Origin of the sequence: Sungkyunkwania multivorans (genome assembly GCF_042675645.1) — a bacterium.
Classification (GTDB): Bacteria; Bacteroidota; Bacteroidia; order Flavobacteriales; family Flavobacteriaceae; genus Sungkyunkwania; species Sungkyunkwania multivorans.
In genome coordinates, this window is the sequence record NZ_JBHTJH010000005.1 from 96157 (window position 1) to 118794 (window position 22638).

General features: G+C 42.1%; 24 protein-coding genes. 10 read left to right on the forward strand and 14 right to left on the reverse strand.

What is annotated here, in order from left to right:
• The first annotated feature begins 37 nt into the window (after positions 1–37).
• The 3 genes from ACFQ1M_RS09340 to ACFQ1M_RS09350 all read left to right on the forward strand — a co-directional run bounded on the left by ACFQ1M_RS09340 (position 38) and on the right by ACFQ1M_RS09350 (position 4149).
• Positions 38–1012 (forward strand): NAD(P)H-dependent flavin oxidoreductase, encoded by a 975-nt coding sequence (locus ACFQ1M_RS09340; RefSeq protein WP_386407358.1) that lies wholly within the window; start codon positions 38–40, stop codon positions 1010–1012.
• Positions 1013–1399: 387 nt separating this feature from the next.
• The gene (locus ACFQ1M_RS09345) at positions 1400–2929 is read left to right on the forward strand and encodes a DEAD/DEAH box helicase (RefSeq protein WP_386407361.1); all 1530 of its coding nucleotides are present in this window, start codon (positions 1400–1402) and stop codon (positions 2927–2929) included.
• 2 nt (positions 2930–2931) lie between these two features.
• Entirely contained in the window at positions 2932–4149 is a 1218-nt protein-coding gene (locus ACFQ1M_RS09350) for a class I SAM-dependent rRNA methyltransferase (RefSeq protein WP_386407364.1), read from the forward strand.
• Between the two features lie 23 nt (positions 4150–4172).
• Here the strand turns inward: ACFQ1M_RS09350 and ppk2 (ACFQ1M_RS09355) are convergent, their stop codons facing one another.
• From ppk2 (ACFQ1M_RS09355) to ACFQ1M_RS09380, 6 genes are all read right to left on the reverse strand, one after another.
• Positions 4173–4964 (reverse strand): polyphosphate kinase 2, encoded by a 792-nt coding sequence (gene ppk2, locus ACFQ1M_RS09355; RefSeq protein ID WP_386407367.1) that lies wholly within the window; start codon positions 4962–4964, stop codon positions 4173–4175.
• A 10-nt stretch (positions 4965–4974) separates the two neighbouring features.
• Positions 4975–5823 carry a polyphosphate kinase 2 gene (ppk2, locus tag ACFQ1M_RS09360; protein ID WP_386407370.1) on the reverse strand — a complete coding sequence of 283 codons (849 nt, stop codon included), beginning with the start codon at positions 5821–5823 and terminating at the stop codon, positions 4975–4977.
• Between the two features lie 304 nt (positions 5824–6127).
• Positions 6128–6622: a GyrI-like domain-containing protein gene (locus ACFQ1M_RS09365; protein WP_386407373.1), complete on the reverse strand. Its 495-nt coding sequence runs from the start codon at positions 6620–6622 to the stop codon at positions 6128–6130.
• A gap of 44 nt (positions 6623–6666) precedes the next feature.
• A complete protein-coding gene (locus tag ACFQ1M_RS09370; protein ID WP_386407376.1) occupies positions 6667–7431 on the reverse strand; it encodes a peptidoglycan-binding domain-containing protein in 765 nt (254 codons plus the stop codon).
• Between the two features lie 131 nt (positions 7432–7562).
• Positions 7563–8906 carry an adenylosuccinate lyase gene (gene purB / locus ACFQ1M_RS09375; protein ID WP_386407379.1) on the reverse strand — a complete coding sequence of 448 codons (1344 nt, stop codon included), beginning with the start codon at positions 8904–8906 and terminating at the stop codon, positions 7563–7565.
• A gap of 101 nt (positions 8907–9007) precedes the next feature.
• Positions 9008–9568 carry a hypothetical protein gene (locus ACFQ1M_RS09380; protein ID WP_386407382.1) on the reverse strand — a complete coding sequence of 187 codons (561 nt, stop codon included), beginning with the start codon at positions 9566–9568 and terminating at the stop codon, positions 9008–9010.
• A gap of 40 nt (positions 9569–9608) precedes the next feature.
• Here ACFQ1M_RS09380 and ACFQ1M_RS09385 point away from each other — a divergent pair, with 40 nt between their 5' ends.
• Positions 9609–10082: a heme-binding domain-containing protein gene (locus ACFQ1M_RS09385; RefSeq protein WP_386407384.1), complete on the forward strand. Its 474-nt coding sequence runs from the start codon at positions 9609–9611 to the stop codon at positions 10080–10082.
• Here the strand turns inward: ACFQ1M_RS09385 and ACFQ1M_RS09390 are convergent.
• On the reverse strand, positions 10051–10737 hold the full coding sequence (locus ACFQ1M_RS09390; RefSeq protein WP_386407387.1) for an SIR2 family NAD-dependent protein deacylase: 687 nt from the start codon (positions 10735–10737) through the stop codon (positions 10051–10053). The genes ACFQ1M_RS09385 and ACFQ1M_RS09390 overlap by 32 nt on opposite strands.
• 354 nt (positions 10738–11091) lie before the next feature.
• Here ACFQ1M_RS09390 and ACFQ1M_RS09395 point away from each other — a divergent pair, with 354 nt between their 5' ends.
• The 4 genes from ACFQ1M_RS09395 (at position 11092) to ACFQ1M_RS09410 (ending at position 13178) form a co-directional block, all read left to right on the forward strand.
• Positions 11092–11757: a TrmH family RNA methyltransferase gene (locus ACFQ1M_RS09395; RefSeq protein ID WP_386407390.1), complete on the forward strand. Its 666-nt coding sequence runs from the start codon at positions 11092–11094 to the stop codon at positions 11755–11757.
• Between the two features lie 62 nt (positions 11758–11819).
• Positions 11820–12236 carry a VOC family protein gene (locus tag ACFQ1M_RS09400; protein WP_386407393.1) on the forward strand — a complete coding sequence of 139 codons (417 nt, stop codon included), beginning with the start codon at positions 11820–11822 and terminating at the stop codon, positions 12234–12236.
• A gap of 31 nt (positions 12237–12267) precedes the next feature.
• Positions 12268–12795, forward strand: a complete 528-nt coding sequence (locus ACFQ1M_RS09405; RefSeq protein ID WP_386407396.1) for an SRPBCC family protein — start codon at positions 12268–12270, stop codon at positions 12793–12795.
• Between the two features lie 5 nt (positions 12796–12800).
• On the forward strand, positions 12801–13178 hold the full coding sequence (locus ACFQ1M_RS09410; protein ID WP_386407399.1) for a VOC family protein: 378 nt from the start codon (positions 12801–12803) through the stop codon (positions 13176–13178).
• Positions 13179–13266: 88 nt separating this feature from the next.
• Here the strand turns inward: ACFQ1M_RS09410 and ACFQ1M_RS09415 are convergent, their stop codons facing one another.
• The 7 genes from ACFQ1M_RS09415 to rlmH all read right to left on the reverse strand — a co-directional run bounded on the left by ACFQ1M_RS09415 (position 13267) and on the right by rlmH (position 20661).
• The gene (locus ACFQ1M_RS09415; RefSeq protein WP_386407402.1) at positions 13267–13749 is read right to left on the reverse strand and encodes a hypothetical protein; all 483 of its coding nucleotides are present in this window, start codon (positions 13747–13749) and stop codon (positions 13267–13269) included.
• Positions 13750–13754: 5 nt separating this feature from the next.
• Positions 13755–15464, reverse strand: coding sequence for an alpha-amylase family glycosyl hydrolase (locus tag ACFQ1M_RS09420; protein WP_386407405.1), 1710 nt, complete (start codon positions 15462–15464; stop codon positions 13755–13757).
• A gap of 127 nt (positions 15465–15591) precedes the next feature.
• Positions 15592–16623, reverse strand: a complete 1032-nt coding sequence (locus ACFQ1M_RS09425; protein WP_386407408.1) for a hypothetical protein — start codon at positions 16621–16623, stop codon at positions 15592–15594.
• A 98-nt stretch (positions 16624–16721) separates the two neighbouring features.
• On the reverse strand, positions 16722–17498 hold the full coding sequence (locus ACFQ1M_RS09430) for a carboxypeptidase-like regulatory domain-containing protein (protein WP_386407411.1): 777 nt from the start codon (positions 17496–17498) through the stop codon (positions 16722–16724).
• Between the two features lie 87 nt (positions 17499–17585).
• Positions 17586–19358: a DEAD/DEAH box helicase gene (locus tag ACFQ1M_RS09435; protein WP_386407414.1), complete on the reverse strand. Its 1773-nt coding sequence runs from the start codon at positions 19356–19358 to the stop codon at positions 17586–17588.
• Positions 19359–19501: 143 nt separating this feature from the next.
• Positions 19502–20074 (reverse strand): non-canonical purine NTP diphosphatase, encoded by a 573-nt coding sequence (locus ACFQ1M_RS09440; protein WP_386407417.1) that lies wholly within the window; start codon positions 20072–20074, stop codon positions 19502–19504.
• 113 nt (positions 20075–20187) lie between these two features.
• The gene (gene rlmH, locus ACFQ1M_RS09445; RefSeq protein WP_386407420.1) at positions 20188–20661 is read right to left on the reverse strand and encodes a 23S rRNA (pseudouridine(1915)-N(3))-methyltransferase RlmH; all 474 of its coding nucleotides are present in this window, start codon (positions 20659–20661) and stop codon (positions 20188–20190) included.
• A 57-nt stretch (positions 20662–20718) separates the two neighbouring features.
• On the opposite strand from rlmH, the gene nadC reads away from it, so the two are divergent.
• On the forward strand, positions 20719–21576 hold the full coding sequence (gene nadC, locus ACFQ1M_RS09450; RefSeq protein WP_386407423.1) for a carboxylating nicotinate-nucleotide diphosphorylase: 858 nt from the start codon (positions 20719–20721) through the stop codon (positions 21574–21576).
• Positions 21576–22622: a YihY/virulence factor BrkB family protein gene (locus tag ACFQ1M_RS09455; RefSeq protein ID WP_386407426.1), complete on the forward strand. Its 1047-nt coding sequence runs from the start codon at positions 21576–21578 to the stop codon at positions 22620–22622. The genes nadC and ACFQ1M_RS09455 overlap by 1 nt, the downstream gene beginning before the upstream one ends.
• The last annotated feature ends 16 nt before the right edge of the window (positions 22623–22638 follow it).

Sequence of the window (22638 nt, forward strand, 5' to 3'; positions counted from 1 at the left end):
CATTCCACTATCTTTAGCCCACAAAAATATCTCTACTATGAAGCAAAGTACACCACCCTTTATCGATGCTCTTACGTTACCAGCAGTAGCGGCACCCATGTTTTTGATCTCTGGCCCAAAAATGGTCATCGAATGTTGTAAGAATGGGATCGTCGGGACTTTTCCTGCGCTAAATCAGCGAACAAGTGAAGGTTTCGAGGAGTGGTTGATAGAGATAAAGACGGCACTGGCTGACTTTGAGTCCGAAACCGGAAAAAAAGCAGCGCCTTTTGGTGTGAATTTGATCGTACATCATTCCAACCCGCGATTGGAGGCCGATCTTAAATTGTGTGTAAAGCATCGAGTTCCTTTGATCATCACCTCTTTGGGAGCCGTTTCTCAATTGGTGGATGCTGTGCATAGTTATGGTGGCCTGGTCTACCACGATGTGATCAAAAAGCGTCACGCCGAGAAGGCTGCCGAAGCTGGTGTAGATGGTTTGATCCTTGTGGCTGCTGGTGCTGGCGGTCATGCAGGCACGATCAATCCAATGCCTTTTATTGCTGAAATACGTAGTTTTTATAAAAAAACGATTCTACTTTCGGGATGTATAAGTACGGGTAGAGATATTGCCTCTGCCATGCAAATGGGGGCTGATCTCGCCTATATGGGAACGCGATTTATCAATACGGAAGAAAGCAAAGCTCCAGATGGGTATCGCGAGATGATCATCGATGCTGGCGCGAGCGATATTGTATACACAGCAGCCATTTCTGGTGTTGCCGCAAATTTCTTGGGACCCAGTTTGCAGGCGATGGGCATTACCGAAGAACAATTGAAGGCGACAGGAAAGATCGATTTTGGAAAGGAGATGGATACCGAAGCGAAGGCTTGGAAGACGATATGGTCTGCTGGACAAGGCGTTACGAGTATCAAGGATGTAAAATCTGTTGCCGATCTGATCGAAACTTTAAAAGACGAATTCAAAGTGGCGATCCAAGAGCAAACGACCTTGTTGGAGCGGTTTGTATGAACGATAAGGGGATACGATAATATTTATTGAATCAAAGTACTCCTCGATACAATTTTGTGGTGCAAAATCACTCGAAGTGACAATTCCATACCGCAATGTCAGTTCGAGTGATTGCGAGTGAAACGAGGAATTGCCCGTCCGTTCCGTTCGGACGGGTATCGAGATCAACTTGAGCATCTGTTTTTCTTATTTCCAGTACATCGATCCCGTTTAACATTTTCCTAGTCGTTAACCACCATATTCTCAGTAGAAACACGCCGAAATCCTAATTTTGTTATCATTTTCTTAATAATTAAACACTTTTTATCGGACTTTTTATAACCTTAACAGAATCAATTATGTCGAAAGGTAAAAAGGGGCTATTTTTGCAACTTTAAACCACAATTAATGATTTTGAAAGAAACCACCCTTTCTCCCAAAAAAACAACCAAAACATTATACGATTATCAGCAGAAGGACCTGGATACGATTTTCAAGAGTATCAACTCCAAGCCTTCTAATTATAATTTATTGTACCAACTTCCAACGGGTGGTGGTAAGACCGTTATCTTTTCAGAGATCGTTCGCCGATATATAAAGGAAAAGCAGAAGAAGGTCGTTGTACTTACACATCGCATCGAATTAAGCAAACAGACCTCCACCATGATCTCAGGCTTTGGCGTAAAGAACAAGGTGATCAGCAGTGATGTAAAAGAACTCCCCGATCAGGATGAGTACATGTGCTTTGTGGCGATGGTGGAAACACTGAACAATCGCCTGAACGACGATAAACTTGAGATCGATAATGTTGGATTGGTCATAATCGATGAGGCACATTTCAACTCCTTTAGGAAACTCTATGATTATTTCAAGAACTGTTTTATTCTAGGAGTTACGGGAACACCACTTAGTTCCAATGCCGACCTTCCTATGAAGGACACTTACGAAGAACTGATCGTTGGCGAATCTATAGCGACCTTGATCAAGAAAGGTTTTTTGGCACGTCCTAAGACCTTTTCGCACAATGTAGGGCTTACCAGTCTTCAATTGGGGATGCACGGCGATTACACGGTGAAGTCTTCAGAAGAATTATACACCAGCGATGTGATGCAAGAGAAATTGCTCGATGCCTATCACGATCATGCGGTTGGGACCAAAACCCTTATCTTCAACAATGGGATCAATACCTCTAAATACGTATATGAGACTTTTAAGGCGGCAGGGTATGATATTAGACATTTAGACAATACGCACAGTTCTAACGAGCGCAAGGAAATACTAAAATGGTTTAAGAAAACACCTGATGCCATTCTTACGTCGGTGAGTATCCTAACCACCGGATTTGACGAACCCACCGTGGAAACCATCATGCTGAATCGTGCAACCAGATCATTAACGCTTTATTTCCAAATGATAGGCCGAGGATCACGCGTGTTGCCCAAAAAGGATTCTTTTAATATCATCGACCTAGGGAACAACGCGGCTAGATTTGGATTGTGGGAATCCCCGATCGATTGGCAAGAGATCTTTCATCATCCAGATTTCTATCTCGAGAATATCAAGAACGACGAAGAGATAGAACGCAACTTCGCCTACGAAATGCCTCCTGAAGTGAGAGCACTATTCAAGAATACAGAGGATATCAGTTTCGACATTCGTAGAAAATACAAAGAAGTGATCGCCAGTGGACAAAAGGCTATGAAGACCTTAGAAGCTTCAATAGAGCAACATGCCCAAATGTGCCTAGAGAATAGCGAGGATGTCTTTGATGCAAGGATCTTGTCCAAGGAATTGAAGGAAGACGCCGCTTACAGAGTACGGCAGTACTGCTATCTTATTATGAACAACACCAAGAATTATCGCAATTGGCTGGAGGAAGAATATATGCGCAGGTTGCGTACCCACATCAACCAGACCTTTGCAGGAATCATTCAATAAACATGCGGTCGTTTCCAGAAATTGCTACCAAAAGGCTGGCTATCAAACTACGCCCCAAGGCAGAGCGATTGCTTAAAAAAGGCCATCCTTGGGTATTTTCGGAAAGCATTATCAAACAAAATTCTGAGGGCGAAACTGGTGATCTGGCAATCATTTACGACGGCAAGCGCAACGATATCATGGGATTGGGCTTGTATGACGCAGCGTCACCGATTCGCATAAAGATGATCCATACACAGGGTGCCGCTAAAATTGACCATGATTTTTTCAAACAAAAGATCAAGATCGCTTTTGAGATTCGTAGGCCATTGCTGAAGACCGATACCAATAGCTATCGGCTACTTTTTGGAGAGAACGACGGCTTTCCAGGACTCATTGCGGATGTTTACAAAGACGTCATGGTGGTAAAATTATATTCTGGGGTATGGTTTCCTTATTTAGGAGATATTCTCCCCATACTATTGGCAACTGCCGATTGCTCAACGATGGTCTTGCGGTTTAGTCGGAATCTTCAGCAAAAGGCAATCGCAATGCAGTTGCAAGATGGTATGGTCGTCGCAGGCGAACTAGAAGATGAAGTGGTGGAATTCAAAGAACATGGAATCAACTTTTCGGCAAATGTCATCAAAGGACACAAAACAGGATACTTCTTGGACCATCGCCATAATCGCAAACGAGTAGGGGAGCTTGCCAAAGGCAAGACGATGCTTGATGTTTTTAGCTATGCTGGTGGCTTTTCGGTGCATGCCTTGGCAGGTGGCGCTACAGCAGTGACAAGTTTGGACATCAGTGCGCAAGCTTTGGACATGGCAAAGCAGAATGCTGCATTGAATGCTCACGCGGGTGAGCATCACTTGATGGCCATTGATGCCTTCGAAGGCTTGCAAAAGCTTATTAAAGCAAAAAAGAGCTTTGATATCGTAGTGATCGACCCTCCAAGTTTTGCGAAGAGTGCTGCCGAGGTGCAAAAGGCGAGACACAGCTATGGTCGTTTGGCACAATTGGGGGCCAAGTTGGTAGCTCCTAATGGAATTTTAGTTCTGGCTTCCTGTTCTTCAAGGGTCAGTGCTGATGATTTTTTTGATATTTGTGACGCGGAACTACAAAACAGCGGTAGGCGATTTAAGTCTTTAGCGAAGACCTACCATGATATTGACCATCCGGTGACCTTCCCAGAGGGTGCCTATCTAAAGTGTGGGTATTATCAGTTAATAGGTTAAAACCGATCTACAAGAATGTACGTTTACTTATAGGGGATTGTTTCCAAAATATGCGATATGGTTTTTATCCTTGCGCTGGATTTTTTGTTGGCGTCTATGATCACCCAAGGGGAGATGTCCGTATGTGTCTTTTCGAACATCTTTTTTTTGTAGATCGTGTACTCGTCCCACAAGGCTTGCGCTTTTTCATCTACAGGAGTCATTTTCCAACGCTTCAAAGGACTTTCCTTGATTTCTGAGAAGCGTTTGGCTTGCTCCTCTTTAGTGATCGAGAAATAGAATTTTATAAGGTAAGTGTCTGATTCGATCAGCATCTTTTCAAATTCATTTACGTGTGACATAAAGACTCGGTATTCCTTTTCCGAACAAAAGTTGTTCACAGGCTCTACAACGGCTCTATTATACCAGCTACGGTCAAAAAATACCATTTCACCAGGTTTTGGAAGTCGATTGATATATCGCTGGAAGAACCACTGATTTCTTTCATCTTCTGTTGGGATATCCAACGCTACCACTTTAAAATGCCTAGGATTGATGTGTTGCGTGATCCTTCTAATGGCGCCACCTTTTCCAGCGGCATCCCTTCCTTCAAATAAGATCACTATTTTTTTGCCTTCATTGATCACCCAAGTTTGAAGCTTTATCAACTCGGTTTGCATTGCTTTTAGCTCATGTTCGTAATGCGCCTCGATAAGCACCTTTTTTAGATTCAATTTTTTATTCCTAAAAAGTGCCTTTAGGCCTGGTTTGGAATTGATCAATTCCAATTCCTTTTCGGTCAAGGCCTTATGCTTTGTCAATACTTTTTGGCTCATACTTTTTAATTTAAATGTCAATTTGAACGGCACTTCTGTGATACCTCATAATAATGTTTGGGTCGGGTAGTAGTTGAATCTTCGATGCTCCCTTGCCATCGTATTCGAATTGAGATAGGAGGTATCGTATACTTTCGAGCCTAGCTTCTTTCTTATTGTTCGTCTTCACGATGATCCATGGACAGAAATTGGTGTGGGTTTTACTGAACATCTGTTCCTTGTAGTAGGTATAGCGATCCCAAAGTTCTTGTCCTTTCATATCCACGGGACTGAATTTCCAGCGTTTGAGAGGATTTTCTAAGCGCGATTCGAAACGTTTTTTTTGTTCTTCCTTAGAGATGGAAAACCAAAATTTAATGACCGTTACGTTGTCTTCATAGAGCAGATGCTCAAATTCGGGAACTTGAATCATAAATTGATGATACTGTTCATCATTGCAAAAGCCCATCACAGGCTCTACCACCGCTCGATTGTACCAACTTCGGTCAAAGAAAACGATCTCACCAGGATTGGGAAGCTGTTTAATGTAGCGTCTAAAGTACCATTGTCCGCGCTCCACTTCGGTAGGTTTTGTGAGCGCGACCACTCTTGAAGAACGGGGATTCAAATGCTCCTTGAATCTTTTTATTGAACCACCCTTTCCTGCGGCGTCCCTACCTTCGAAGATGACCACCACCCGCTTTTTGGTTTTGGCGATCCATTGTTGCAGATTTACCATTTCGGTCTGCAATTGGGCTAATTCGATCTCATATTTCAGTTTATTTAGGACCTTATCGATGTCGATATCGTTCTTTTGGGCAATTTCTATAAGATCTTTTCGGGTCTTAGCACCTAATAGTTGATCGGAATTGTATCTCATATAATAGTTCTTTCTTGGTCTTTATAGCTTTTCAGATATACAATAGAACCTCTACAGATATGTTTGGACCTTATCTGTAACCGTTTATTGATCTAGAAAGAAATAAAATTAGAAAAGGTCCTTTGGGAATACCATGATAAATGTCATGAGAAGGAACGACATGCTATACCACCTTGAAAGGAAAGTCGTTGCGAATACCATCTACTAGTAAGTATTCAACTTTTGCAGTATGTTAAACGATGTCAGACAATATTCGATTCAATGAATACTGAGCGCAACTTCTTATTGATGAATGATCGACGATTTATTTTTTCTTGACCGGAATCCACAGTTCTTCTTCTGATGAAGGGTCTTCATTTTTGTACTTTTCTCCCATGATTGCGAAATGAGGTCGATCATCGAGCGTATAGTCAGCCATAGGCAACCAGGTCCCAAAAATGTATTGATATGCTTTGGGTGCATCGCTGGCCTTTCCTTTATACAAGAACACCGCATACAACCCCTGCGGAATGGTTAGGGCTTCCATCTCTTTCGGAATGGTGTCGTGATCCCTCACTTTGACCGCTGCCCACTTTTCAAATTCATTATGAGGATCGAAGTTTTTGAAGAATGTCGAATCTGGATAAACTTCGACGGAATAAAATTCAGGGTCCACCCGATTCTTTATATCACTTCTTTGTTTCATAAATTCTTGCCATAACTCTTTTGTACGATTCATGGCCAGTGACATCTTAAGTCGCTTTCCGACTAAGACGGTTTTTTGAAATGTTTTTATAGATGGTTTGCTCATAAATTCCATAAGGCAATATACACTATAAGAATTGATCTATTCGGAATATCTTATTATGGTCTGAACTTATCACAACAAGGAATCTGCCCTGGTTTCCAATTAGAAGAAATGTCAAAATTGATAAAAACAGGAAAAGAGATTGTCTTCCCGCCGGGTATGGTGATCTTTTTCACAGACTCAGCTGAGAAAGATACAGACCAGAAAAATGGAGTACAGAATTTTGCCGAATCTACAAAAGTCAACGTAGTCCCGGCAGGAATCATGACGGTGGCCGCTGCTGAGCTTCCCCTTGCAGTTCTCGTGTTGATAGTTACATTTGTGTCAAATACTCCCTTATTTTGTATCGTAAGTCCAATATCAGGACCTGCTTGAAATTTTCTACTGTCACTTGGGGTAAGCCCGATCAGATCTCCGCCTATGCCTCGTGAGAAAAGCAACGGACCACAACTAATTCCTTTGGGGCTTGCCAATGCCGTAATGGTCGAAGCATCTACCAATTGTTTGGGAGTTATATCAGCTACTGTTTGAAATTTCTCTAAAGCCTTTCCTGTCAGAGGACCAAACATTCCATCTATAGCTAGAAAGCTGTCTATCTTTTTATTCAATGTTCGTTGTAAAAGCTTCACCAATGGTCTTAGATGCCAAGTTCCAAAATTTAGACCATCTCCTCTTTTTATGCCTAGCAGCGAGTTTAGTGAGCTACCATTGAAAAATTGTTCACCAGTATCTGGAGTTTGGTTCTTCCCCTTGTCTTCAAAAAAAGAATTTGTTTGATGCTGAGGAGAAGATTTTTTTTCTTTTTTTTGCTTGGTTCTCATCACTCTCTATCAGTTATTGGTTGCTATATCCACCTGAATATAGCAGAATAAAGAAGCAATGCTAGGGGAATAATGCCCAAAAAGTGATCCAGATCGGTTTATTCAACCTCGAACCTTCAATCTTCAACAATCTAAATGCCCGTATAGTTACTCGGCGTAATGGCCTTTAATTCGGCCTTGATACCGTCCGAAACGTCCAGAGTATCTATAAAGTCGGCAATGGATCGTTGCGTGATGGCTTCATTGGTCCTTGTAAGTCCCTTAAGTGCCTCATAAGGATTTGGATAGCCTTCTCTTCTTAGAATAGTCTGTATCGCCTCGGCAACAACGGCCCAATTCTGTTCAAGGTCGGCCGCAAATTTGGCTTCGTTCAGCAGTAATTTATTGAGACCTTTTAGGGTCGCCTGAAAACCGATAAGCGTATGTCCAAAGGGTACTCCCACGTTTCTTAACACGGTACTATCTGTTAGATCGCGTTGCAAACGAGAAATGGGCAATTTGGCGGATAGATGCTCAAAAAGAGCATTGGCAATACCAAGATTCCCTTCCGAATTTTCAAAGTCGATCGGATTTACCTTATGCGGCATGGCAGAAGAGCCCACTTCTCCTTTTTTTATCTTCTGTTTAAAGTAGTCCATAGACACATAGGTCCAAATATCGCGGTCGAGATCGATCAAGATGGTATTGATCCGCTTTAGACAATCGAACAAAGCAGCCATATGGTCGTAATGTTCGATCTGCGTGGTGGGAAAGGAGTGTTGCAGCCCTAATTTTTCCTGCACAAACTTGGTTCCAAAGGCTTTCCAATCAATATTGGGATAGGCTACCTTATGCGCGTTGTAATTTCCAGTGGCACCTCCAAATTTTGCTGCACTCGGAATGTCGTTCAATAGATTGAATTGCTCCTTTAATCGAACCACGAAAACCTGGATCTCTTTTCCTAAACGAGTAGGGGAGGCGGGTTGGCCATGTGTGCGTGCGAGCATGGGAATATCTTTCCATTCGATAGCCAATTCCTCTAATTTCTTTAGAACAGCAAAATACTGTTGGATATATACATCACCCAAGGCCTCTTTGATCGAAAGCGGAATGGCCGTATTGTTGATGTCTTGCGAGGTGAGTCCGAAGTGAATGAACTCTTTATATTTTTCGAGGCCTAGTTTGTCAAATTCTTTTTTGATGAAATACTCTACGGCCTTCACGTCATGGTTGGTTACTTGCTCGATTTCCTTGATCGCCTTCGCATCCCTTGTATCAAATTTTTGATATATCGCTCTAAGGCTGTCAAAAATTGTTGCATCAATTTCGCTCAACTGTGGTAAGGGTGCTTCACACAGCGCTATAAAATACTCAATTTCGACTAGCACTCGATATTTGATCAAGGCCTCTTCAGAGAAATAATTTGCTAGAGCTTCAGCTTTACTTCGATAACGCCCATCGATGGGCGAGATGGCATTTAGTTGGTTCAATGACATGCGTTGTGTTGTTGTTGTCCGCCCAAGGATAAACTTGATTCGGATAAATTTTTAAGAAAGCGCAAAGATAGTTTTTTTAGCTTTTTATATGTCATTCTGAATTATGATATCTTTTTCAATACATTTCTTGCAGCTGCTTTGTATGCCGCCGAGTGTTGCGAATAGTCCTGTTCGAGAACTCTCAGCAATTCTGGGTAGATCCAATCATATTTTATACCCAACAAATAGAGACTATGAATGGCGTATGCCTTGGCTGCGACCTTCTCGTCGTTGATCAACCAATCAAAGGTGAGTTCAGTGAGCTTTTCTAAATGTTCATCGGTCAGGGCCTCCTTGGTATCGGACGGTTTTTTGCTGAAGGCAGCCTCAGCAAGCATTTGACATATTTTAGCGATAGGTCTAACGGATTGGTCAAATTGAACGCTCGAAGCATTTTCCAAAAAATAGTCGAGACGGGGAACCAACCAGACCGGTTTTTCCTTGTAGACGAACTCCAATACCCAGCATGCACGATAGGAGATCTCGTCCTTCACTCTAAAGCACAGGTTTAGAAGATGCTCAAACAATGCAGGGTTGTCGAGCACCATATCAGCTGCGAGCTGTCGATGTTTGCGAAGGGCGCTGGTCTGTCTTAAAACTTCCTCAAATTCTTTTTCAAGCATCTGTAAAAAGAAGTATTTTTAGACTCTAAAAATAATCGAAATGAAGATCGTAAAAAAGATATTGGTAGCTCTTCTCATCATTTTTGTGGTGATGCAGTTCATCAGACCTGAAAAGAATATAGATAGCACCGACCACTTATCGGCTTTTATACAAGAGACGAAGCCTAGCGCCGAAGTAGAGAACATCTTAAAAAAGGCTTGTTATGACTGCCATAGTAACCACACTGTTTATCCATGGTATGCCGAAGTAGCGCCAGTATCCTATTGGTTGGATGATCATATCGAGCATGGTAAGGGGCATTTGAATTTTTCGGCTTGGGACACCTATTCTGTAAAGAAAAAGGACCATAAGATGGAAGAGGTGATCGAGTATGTTGAAAACCGGTGGATGCCGCTAAACTCATACACTTGGGGCCATGCTGAAGCAAAGCTTACAGACGAGCAAATACAAACGATCACGGATTGGGCGAAGGCATTGCGACTTACCTACCAGCTAGCCGATCGGCCACAATAGAAACACCGACCGTAGCCTTTTCTGGAATGACCTCTAGGTTTGGCAAATAGATGCCATCAACATTGGGTTTTGGGTCGATAAAGAACATGGGTATGTGTTCTGGGGCATAGTGTATCAAACTGGCAGCAGGGTAAACCTGCATCGAAGTTCCCACGATCATCAATATATCCGCCGATGCGGTGATTTCTATGGCCGTTTCGATCATGGGAACGGCCTCTCCAAACCATACGATGTGAGGCCGCAGCTGACTGTCGTGTTTGCATTTATCCCCAACGCAGATATCCTTCTTCCAATCGATAATTAGATTTTCGTCATAGGTGCTCCGCGCTTTTAGGAGTTCACCATGAAGATGTGTTACCTTGGTACTCCCTGCACGTTCATGTAGGTCGTCTATATTTTGTGTGATGATTTCCACATCATAACTCAATTCTAATTCAGCAATTTTTTTATGTGCTTCATTTGGTACAACTTCTAGAAGTTGTCTTCGTCGCTGGTTATAGAAGTCTAAAACGAGATCAGGATTGCTGGCAAAGCCTTGAGGAGAAGCGACTTCCATGATGTCGTATCCTTCCCAAAGCCCACCTGCATCTCTAAATGTTTTTATACCACTTTCGGCACTGACTCCTGCTCCGGTGAGCACCACTATCTTTTGCATCTGAACATTTTTTTTGAAGTAAAAGATCCAAAACTGGATATCTAACGTAAATTAAATAAATTGAGGAAAATAGCTTCTTATTTTAAAGAAAAAGTGAACTAGTGCTATGGCGTTAGCGCTTATTTTAGGTACGGTTAGTAGAATTTGGGACAATTAACACTTACGTACTGAATTACTTGATCTTCATAGATTAGTAGCGAACCCGGCCATGTCTTAGGCCGGGTTTTTTTATTGAGAATTAGATTTCAAGAGCTTTGGCGAATTGAAATCGACCATACTACCATTCTCGCATCAAAACAGCGGTGCATCTTTTTATCCTACACTTTCACTAATTTTAAGTCTAAATTCTTTTACATGGCAGATGAAAAGTTATTGCAATACCTCCAAGTTTTTATCACTCCCGAGCGTGTACAGCGTTTCGAAGAGGTTTTGAAATATCGAACGCGACATTTTACCGTTGCCGTTGAAGATGTTTATCAACTTCATAACACCAGTGCTGTAATGCGGAGCTGTGAGGTATTTGGGATTCAAGACCTTCATGTGATCGAAGAGAAAAATGTAAAGCGTTTGGATAAGGAGATTGCCATGGGCGCACAGAAGTGGGTAGATATGCATCGCTATGATAGTGCTTCAGGCTGTATCGAGAGACTTAAAGACCAAGGCTATAAGATCATCGCCACGACTCCTCATGATGATTCATGTTTTCTCAATGATTTTCCAATCGACGAAAAGTCTGCCATTTTTTTCGGCACCGAGAAAGATGGCCTTTCCGAAATAGTGATGGATCAGGCCGATGGCTATTTGAAGATCCCTATGGTTGGTTTTACAGAGAGTTTGAATATCTCGGTTTCAGCGGCCATTATTCTTCAACATATCACCACAGCACTTCGAGAAAGCGATATAAAATGGCAGTTATCTGAAGAAGAGATGCTGATCAAAAAAATCGACTGGACCAAAAAGACCATTAAAAGTTTAGACCAAGTGATGCAGCGGTATGTCGACGTTAAAAAAGAGTTATAGCTCTTAAAAATTTTGATAAAAAGACATATCTTTAAAGGACAACCAACCAAATAAGTACATCTATGAAATTGCATCCTTACGTCATGTTCAATGGACAGTGCGAACAGGCCATTGAATTCTACAAGGACATCTTCGACGCACAAGTTCCGGTATTAATGCGCTATGGCGAAGCACCACCAGAAGTTCTGACCACTCCTGAAGATCATAAACAAAAGATCATGCACGCCACTATAGCGTTTGGAGGCGTTTCTTTCCAACTTTGCGATAATATGCAGCCCAACTACAAAAGAGGCAATTCCAATCATCTATACATTACAATGGACAGTGAGCACGAGGCCGCCATGGTCTTTGAAAGCCTAGCAGAAGGCGGAACCATTGGAATGCCATTCGATGAGACCTTCTGGGGAAGCAAATTTGGGATGTGCACTGATAAATTTGATGTCCAATGGATGGTGAGCGCAGAGAAGGAATCTGCATAATAATATAGATTGACCAATTAAAATTTAAACCATGATGTTAGTATTATACATATTGTTAGGCATCGTTGCATTGATCATATTGCTTGGTATCATAGCGCCTAGTTCGTACAATGTATATCGCGAAATTGAGATAGCAAGGCCCAAAGGTGATGTTTTTACATATTTAAGGTCTTTAAAGAGGCAGGCAGAATGGTCACCGTGGGAAGAAAAAGACCCAAACATGCTTAAAGAATTTCGAGGTACCGATGGAGAGGTGGGCAGTGTCTCTTATTGGAATGGAAATAAAGACGTAGGAGAGGGGGAACAAGAAATCACCAAAATAGTGGATGGTGAGCGAATAGAAGGGCAGCTAAGATTCTTAAAGCCCTGGAAATCGGTATCTGATTGCTATTTGGAAACCACCTCTGTAGAAGAAGACACGACCAAGGTACGATGGGGTTTTTCTGGGAAGAATAAATTCCCTTTTAGCATTTTCATGTTATTTATGAATATGGATAAAGCCGTAGGGGGCGATTTTGAAAAAGGATTGGCCAAACTCAAAACAAATTTAGAAAGATAAAGCCTATGAGAACAAATCTAGTAGGATGGTACGAAATTCCAGTGACCGATATGGATCGTGCCAAAAAGTTTTATGAGACTGTCTTTGACATGGAGATCAGCATGCATGATCTGGGAGGTTTTAAGATGGGGTGGTTCCCATCAGATCACGAAAAGCCCGGTGCGACAGGCTCTTTGGTCCAACATGAGATGTACGAACCCAGTGAAAAGGCGGGTACTTTGATCTACTTTTCATGTGACGACCTATCCAATGAGCTCGGGCGAATAGATGGCGCAGGAGGAAGCATCCTTCAAAAAAAGACCGAGATCGGTGGCGGACATGGTTTTATGGCCTTGTTTTTAGATAGCGAAGGCAATCGTATGGCCTTGCACTCCAATAAGTAACTGATCAATCCCTATAAAGAAGAAAGTCGCAAGTATCTTTCAGCTCGCGACTTTCACTATTAATAAGTTCGGGTGTTTTTATCATTATTTAATGAAAGGATGCATCAAATTCCCTCCTCTGGTCGCTAGTAAAAGCTAATCTTCTTTCAATTTGTGTTTTACGAGGCTTAAGTGTCCAAAAATACAATGCTAAGGCTGCGGCAATTGTCAAATAGAGCAGGTTGTCCGAACTCAAAAATGCAATGACACATAGAAATATCGCCATTTCTATCAAGGCAAATCGTATTAGGGAGGCGGCTTGATAGCTCCCTAGCTTTTTACTCAGGGTGCTATGAAGTTCAAGCCCTTTCAGCTGTCGGTTGAAAATTGCATACCCCAAATAGGGGCCAAGAATGCTCGCAATGGGTATGATGTAAAAGAAGGGATCCTTGTTTGTGTCAAACTTAAATTCGGGATCCTGAGCAATAGCGAACATGATGACTCCCAAACCGATCATGGTTCCGAACATCGCCAAATGAACAATGGTCAATATGGTCAAAAACTGCTTCCCGTTAGGCACTCCAGTATTCATGCCAACTAGATTTCAGTTTGGTCTTCACTTCTAGACAGCAAAACAATATCATAGGGAGTGTCGATTAGGACCCTACCATTTTCAATGGTCGCTTTTTTGCCAGAATAGTGATCTTTAAGTACGGTGCCATCTGGAAAAATACTTAGGATCTCCAGGTCTTTTTTTCCTTCTGGCAAACCGATACCAACCACCACCTGGTCATTGTAGCCTCCAATGCTATAATCGCGTCGAAACATATACGGCTCCTCACTGATCATAGTATGAAGTCCAGCGCCAATGGCAGGATGCTCGTTTCTAAAAGTTCCTAGTTTTTGCCAATGAACAAGTAATTCTTTGATCGCTGGATTGTTCTTGGCAGTATCCCAGTTCATAAACGAACGTAGAGTAGCATCTCCTTCGGTGCCTTCGATATCCAATGGACGCGCCGTCTCATCACCATAATATACCTGCGAAGTACCAGGGGCTAGTAACAGTTTGATGGCAGCTTCATAAGGTTTTGCACGTTGTTTATCAAAGGGTTGCCCATCATCGTGAGAGCTTAAATAGTTGAGAACACCTTTTCCCCGTAAAGGACCTTGCAATTGCTCGTCATAATAGGAAAACAACTCTTCGTAAGACTTCTGTGCATCATATTTGAACTGAAAGTTGATCAGACTGTTGAATCCATTGTCAAAGAAGTTTACCTTTTTATCTCCGAAATCATACGCCAGACCATTACCTATTCCATAGCCATAGACCTCTCCGACCGTATAAAAGCCATTGTCATCCAAGACCTTCTCTGGATTGGTCTTTTTCCAAGCTGCGAAAGCATAGTCACATTCTTTCTTGAATTCATCCCAAACATATTCTTCAGTATGTTTTACAGTGTCTACGCGGTATCCATCGATCCCAAATTCGGTGATATAGTCAGTCAACCATTTCATAATGTAAAAACGGGGAGCTCTCGGATATCCTGTTCTTTCAAAAAAAGCATCCAGTTCTGCAACTTCTTTATCATATCTGCCTTCGGCTTTCCACTTTTTCACCAATGCTGCGGGAAGCGCAACATTTTCATTGCTTTCGGTCTTGATATCGGGCAAGTTCTTCACTAAGGTACAGCTAATGGTGTTCTTGTAGTTGTTGTACTCACACTGCGGCTCGGTACGCACCCAGTTTTCTTCCCACGCAGGGTCTGTGTCTGTGGCAGGTCCCGTATGATTGATCACTGCATCTAGCAACACTCGAATTCCGTTGGCATGTGCTGCCTCAACCAAGGCTGCCAGGTCTTCCTTTGTGCCATAATTAGGATCTAGCGACGTCCAATCTTTGGCCCAGTATCCATGAAATCCATAGGAGTTGCCAGTGCCTTCGTCGACGCTTCCATGTATCTGTTCTGTAACCGGAGTCATCCAAATGGCATTGATGCCCAGGCTGGTAAAATATCCTTCCTTAATTTTCTGCGTGATTCCCTTAAGGTCTCCACCCATAAATCCCCTTAGCTTTCCAGTCTCTTTAGATCGCTCAAAATTGAGGTCATTCGACGTATCGCCGTTATTAAAGCGATCGGTTAATAAAAAGTAGATATTGGCGGCTTCCCAGACGAATGGTTTCACTGAGCTGTTGGAAGTGGTCGTTTTGGTATTTTCAGTTACGACGGTGGTTTTGGTTTCTTTTTTTTTATCGGATTTGCACGCAGCCAAGCTTAATATAGCAGCGACCATTAGAAGTTTTCTCATCGGTTCACGTTTGGTTTAGAATCGTAAAGCTAAAAAATAAACAAGAAAAACACCATCTAGAAAAACCAAAATACCAGGATGGTCCTAACTACAACGTTTTAGTAAGCTAAAGAGCAAGAGTGATATGTTATGCAAGTTGACCATTCCTTTGTTCGTATTGCATGGCCTTTTCATAAAGCGCCGAAAATTCTTCTGGGAGTTGCGTCTCGATGTGAGAGATATAATGACCAAAGATGGTGCTTTTTTTGTCCCTGTTGATTCTGCTTACCGTACTACTTGCCAATTGTCCAGATGAGCCTTTTAAGATGTCTTGAATAAGTACTCTGACCGTTTTCAAAATGTCCTCTTTTTCTTCGGGAACGATTGCATTTTGATGGTCAATGGCGTACAAGAGTATCAATGTTCCTTTTGGTTCGCCATAATGAGGAATTCTTTTGGACACAAAATTGCAATAGTCGACACATTGTTGTTTGCTGTACTTTGAACCATTAAGCTCATAATCGTCCATATGAAGGATAGCAGCATTCATATAGGTCGTTTCTTTCAACTCAAAGCGTTCGCCATAGTTTTCGATGAGCTTGTCGATTTCTGGAGCTTTCCTTCTCGTGTAATTCATTAATCCGACCAGGTCGATGGTCTCTGGAAGTAATTCTATATGCTCATGAGTGTCCAATTCACTTAACAGCTTTTTGCCTTCGATGACATTCAGTTCAGAATTGGGATCGATATCATATTTTTTCTTGAGATCTTCCAATTTACTTTTGGCAGCAAATTTTGCATAATCCAAGAGGTCCTCATTGATACTCTCAAACTTGCTTTTCACCTGTTTATCTGCCTGCTCTTTTATGATCTGTTGAATTTTATTGTTGAATGTGTATGCACCGAGTCCACCGAGTGCTGTGATGAACAGACCGATGATGGTAACCCAGAATCGAAGTTTCTCGTTGATCTTCACAGAAACCTTATTATCTATGATGGTTTCAAAATCCTCATTGGGGATGCGCGTATATTGTCCTTCTGCGATAATACTGTCGACTCTCTGCTCTACCAATCGTTCTATGTCTGCGTCTTGGGCTGTGACGCGCTCCGAAGCAAAAAAGGTAAAAGTGAAAAGGGCAAGAATTAAGATGAGTTTTTGCGAGATGATAAGTAACTTCATGACTTGTGATTTTATAAGTCTGGAGTTAGCAGGGGAATGGTCAAAATTAAGGATTTAATCGAGAGGTATAAAAGGGCTTTTTCCTGAAAATTGAGGTTTTAGCCCCTGTTCAAGACACGATATTCTTCATAGCAATCACTGATAGCATCGAGTATTTGAAGATCGTTGGCCGAGCGGATAAAACTGTCGGAATAATTACAATTGCGCAATATTTCGTCGATGTCGATACGCTCTACCTGAATCAATTGAACCAAGGTCTCTCTGTCAAATTTGGAGGCAAGCAGATTTCTGATCTCGTCATCCTTCTTCATCTTACGCAGTTTGCGCATTTGCTGAGGTTTCTTTCCAAAGATGTTATGCAACAGACTCGCAGGATTGAAGATAGCACCAATGGCTTTGGTAAAAGCACCGGGACTGCGATTACCACCCTCATAACCAGTAGGCAAACCAGAGATGCTGTATTGTCGAGAAGTGTTGATCGGCACATTCCTAGCATCGATTTCCAAATAGCCTGTCAGATTGTAAGGAGTGATCTCTACATTCTCCAGCGCATAGGCAAACTCGGTGAGTTTTATTATGGTCCCTTCAAAGCGAAGAAGATCGCGTGTTACTTTTACCTTGATAGCTTTAAAACCTAAAAATGAAAAGTATAGTTCGTCGTCAACACTCGCTTTGATCGTAAAATTACCCTTGCTATCCGTGACAGTCCCTACGACGGTATTAAGGTTGATGACGTGTACGCTTTCCATTGGAGAATCGTCGACACTATTTACCACCTGTCCAATAACTTCCAAAGGAAGTTGGCCGTCTTTATCCTTTTGGGCATAAGAGACAGTGACTAAAAAGAGCAGGATTATAGGAAGTAGTTTCTTCATGCAATTCTTTGAGTCGGATAAAAGTACTAAACAAAACAAAAAAAAGTGCGCTTCTGCGCACTTTTAGTGTAATATTAACAACAGCACTTATTTTCTGCGCTTGCGTTTGTTGTCCTTATGAAATTTATCAAAAGCACCGCTTTTTTCCTTTTTAAAGCGTTTTTGGCCTTTAAATTCTTTTTTGTCGCCACGATCTCGATCCCTACGACCTCCGCCGCCATCCTTACGATTGCGCTTGCGATTGCGTCTTCCACCACCACCTTCAGGGGTTGTGGAAACTTCTACATTGATAAAGCGACCATTTTCTTTATAATCCTTAAAGAACGAAAGCACCGTTTCTTGGTGTTTAGCATCCGTATTAAAGAATGAAAAACTCTCTTTGACGTCCACTCTAAATACATCGTCTCTATCTAGACCAAGCGTATCTCTAAGATAGTCTTTCAGGTTTTTCCAGTCATAACCATCGCGTTCTCCGATATTGATAAAATATCGAACAGAGCCGTCGGTACTGCGTTCGCTATCGCGTCGCTCGCCGGCACTGACGTTAAGGTCTTTGGACTTGCTGTAATAGTTATGGAAACGAGAGAATTCTACCGAGACCAAACGTTGTATAAGCTCTTCTTTAGTAAGGCCATCCAGTACATCTTTGACCGCAGGCAAATATGGTTCGATACCTTCATCTACTTCCGTGTTTTTGATCTTGCTTGCCAAGTGATAGAGCTGTATTTCGCAGATTTCCATTCCCGTAGGAATCGTCTTCGCTTCAAACTCTTTTTTGATGATACGTTCTACCTGCTTGATCTTGCGGAGTTCACTTTTGGTGACGATGACCATAGATACACCACTCTTTCCAGCACGGCCGGTTCGACCGCTACGGTGGGTATAGGTTTCGATCTCGTCTGGTAACTGATAGTTGATCACGTGCGTGATGTCATCTACATCGATACCACGTGCGGCAACGTCGGTCGCTACAAGCATCTGGATCTGACGATTTCTAAACGATTTCATCACTAGGTCGCGTTGATTCTGGCTAAGATCCCCATGCAATGCAGCTGCGTTGTATCCATCCTCGATGAGCTTTTCAGCAACACTTTGGGTATCTCTTTTGGTTCTACAGAATATTACCGAAAAGATATCGGGATTGGCATCTGCCAGACGTTTTAGGGCCTGATAGCGATCGCGGCCACCTACCGTATAATATTCATGTTGTACGTTCTTGCTTCCAACATTTTTGGCTCCAACCGTAATTTCAATCGGCTCCGTCATAAACTTCTTAGCGATGACCGATACCTCTTTTGGCATGGTCGCAGAGAATAGCCAAGTACTCTTATATTCAGGCGTATCGGCTAAGATATTGGTGATGTCTTCATAGAAGCCCATATTCAACATCTCATCGGCCTCATCCAAGATACAGTAATCGATCTTTCTGATGTCTACAAGACCACGACGCATCATGTCTTGCATACGTCCAGGAGTTGCCACGATGATCTGGGCACCTCTTTTTACTTGTCTAGCTTGTTCTTGAATGTTTGCACCACCGTAAACGGCTACTACATTGAGGCCCTTTACATATTTTGAGTAGTTCTTTAACTCATTGGTGATCTGAAGGCATAGTTCGCGTGTTGGCGATAGGATCAAGCCTTGAGTGGCTTTGTTTGATGCATCAACACGTTGAATGAGCGGAAAGCCAAAGGCCGCTGTTTTTCCGGTTCCCGTCTGCGCCAAGGCTACTAGGTCGCTTTCCTCTGTTAAGAGCACCGGAATGGCTTTTTCCTGGACCTCCGAAGGCGTTTCAAAGCCCATGTCTTCAATGGCTTTGACCAATCGCTCTTCCAGTCCGAGTAATTCGAATTTGTTCATTAAATAAAATTTGAAAAAGACAGCTTTCTGCCTTTTTGTTCTGTGCCCAAAAGCAGGCATTTTTACAAGGGTGCAAATGTAAGACTAATTAATGGATAATGAGTTAATTAATAGTGAATAATTAGAAATTGAGAGTCAGGGAGTTAGCTCAAAAGGTGGTTGATTAACTTCCGTACCGCTTTTCCTCTATGGGCGATTTTGTTCTTTTCTTCCATCGAAAGTTCGGCAAAGGTCTGCTCATAGCCACTCGGCAAAAAGATAGGGTCGTAGCCAAATCCATGGTCTCCTCGTTTTTCTTTAATGATGTTGCCTTCCGCAATTCCAGTGAAGAGTATAGTGTCCTTTCCCCTGTTCAAGGCGATCACCGTTTTAAAATGTGCTTTTCGATCATCCATCCCTTCCAATTCTGATAGCAGTTTATCCATGTTTGCATCGGCATTTCTAGGCTGGCCGGCATAGCGCGCAGAATAGACTCCCGGTGCGCCATCCAGTGCATCGACCATCAATCCGGTATCATCGGCAAAACAATCGTGGCCATACTTTTCTGTGATATAATTGGCCTTTAAAATTGCGTTTCCTTCAATGGTGTTTGCAGTTTCCGGAATGTCTTCGGTACAGCCGATATCTTCGAGACTCAATATCTCAATTGATGAGGGAAGTAGTTGCTTTACCTCTAGAAGTTTGTTGGGATTGTTAGTCGCAAAAACGAGTTTCATGCAGCATCCATGATTAATTGAGGCAAAAATAAAGAAATAACTACATTAAAAAGTGCTTAATGGCCTTGTAAAGGATCTAATAAGTAACCTAGGGTTGAAAACCTAGGGGAGGTCTACCTATGATGATAAGGTTCATTCTTAAGGATGGTAAATGCTCGGTACAGCTGTTCGATAAAGAACAAGCGTACCATTTGATGCGAAAAGGTCATGCTGCTCAAAGAGATCTTTCCTTGCGCTTTCGAATAGACCTCTTTCGAAAATCCATATGGGCCACCGATGGCAAATGCCAAAGTTTTGGTACCAGCATTCATGCGTTTTTGAAGATAGTCTGAAAACTGGACCGATGAGAACTGCTTTCCGTTTTCATCGAGTAAAACGAGCATATCAGTAGGTTGTAATTTATTCAAAATAAGCGCACCTTCCTTTTGTTTCTGCTGCTCTTCAGATAGATTCTTGGCCTTTTTGATGTCGGGGATGATATCCAACTCAAATTTGATATAATGCCCTAAACGCTTTTGATAAACGTCGATCAACGCCTGCAGATGTTTATCGTCGGTCTTTCCGACAGCCATTAGCTTTATATTCATGCCCCAAAAATACGATTTAGTAGCATCAATTATGTTCTTTTACTTATTTTAGCAAACATGATTTCAGAAGCACAATTCCAAGAAGAATTACGATTGATCATCAGCAACGCCATCCGTGAAGATGTCGGTGATGGTGACCATAGCTCGTTGGCCTGTATCCCGGCAGATGCCGTTGGAAAGGCGAAGCTTTTGGTAAAGGATGAGGGTATCATCGCTGGTGTGGAATTTGCAAAAATGGTGTTCAATTATGTGGATGCCGATATGAAAGTGGAAACTCTGATCGATGATGGCACAGCCGTAAAATATGGTGATATTGTCTTTTATGTTGAGGGGCGTTCACAAAGTATTTTGAAGGCCGAACGTTTGGTGCTCAATGCCATGCAGCGAATGAGCGCCATTGCGACGAAGACGAATAGGTTTGTGAAGCTTCTTGAAGGCACCAAAACGAAAATATTGGATACCCGAAAAACAACACCTGGCATAAGAGCGTTAGAAAAATGGGCCGTGAAGATCGGAGGAGGGGAGAATCACCGTTTTGCACTCTATGATATGATCATGCTGAAGGACAACCATATCGACTTTTGTGGAGGGATCACTCAGGCTATTGAAAAGACCAAGGGCTATTTGAAAGAAAAGGGATTGGATATTAAAATTATCGTCGAAGCCAGGAATTTGAAAGAAATTGAAGAAATCCTGAGATCGGAAGGTGTGTATCGCATTCTGATAGATAATTTCAATTACGTAGATACCAGAAAGGCCGTAGCGATGATCGGAGACCGATGTCTTACCGAATCGTCAGGCGGGATCAATGAAGATACGGCCGCCGAATATGCGAAATGCGGAGTGGATTTTATTTCGAGTGGGGCCCTTACGCATTCGGTATATAATATGGATCTAAGCCTTAAAGCAGTTTGATGATGTTGGAAGACACGAAAGAAGAGAAAGAAGCGATAAGTCTTGAAGAAAAACAGGATAAGATCGTCGAGAAGGTGCTGGATAAGAAAGTAAGGCAGCACAAACTCGAAAAAATACCTGTGATTAAACACATTATAAAATTTCTCAGAAATATTCGATTGCCAGGTTTCGAGGGACTTTCCATTTTCGATCTTCTAGAGATCTATATCATCGGTATTTTAAAGGGAACGCTTTCTACGCGGGCCAGTGCCATTTCCTTTAGCCTTTTTATGGCCATCTTTCCACTGCTTATTTTTTTGGTCACTTTATTGCCATTCGTGATACCTTTGGTGGAAAGCAATATTCCAGGCGAGAGCTTTGATCAGCAATTTTTACTTTTTTTAGAGTCGTTCTTGCCTTCAGCCACCAGTGATTATTTCAGCGAGGTCTATGAAGAGATCAAAGATCAAAAAAGGGGAGGGCTATTATCATCTTCCTTTGGCATTTCTATCTTTTTGATCGCTAATGGCGTAAATGCCATTTTTAGTGGATTCGAGAATTCTTATCATGTAAATCTTACAAGAAACTTCATCAGACAATACCTGTATGCCCTATTCGTAGGTCTTATCTTGGCACTATTGTTGATTATTGGCGCAGTAGGAATTGTATATTTTGAATTCTATGTGGTGGAGTATGTAAGTGAGCTCGCTGGGAAGACCACAGGATATAATGTGAACGAAGGAGATATTTTGGGAGTGACCATTGGAAAGTTGCTGTTCTTTACATTTTTGACCTATGTCACTACAGCAACCTTATACTATTTTGGCACCGCCGAAGGGAGAAAGGCACGGTTCTTTTCTCCAGGGGCTTTGATGACGACGGTTCTATTTTTATTGTCGTCCTACGCCTTTGGTATCTATGTTGATAAGTTCGCTAGATATAACGAGTTGTACGGTGCGCTTGGAGGGTTATTGATATTGATGGTATTCATATGGTTGAATAGCAATATTTTACTTCTCGGGTTCGAGTTGAATGCGTCCCTTACCAAGCTGAAGCGTAAAGTTTAACATGAAGTTCATATAG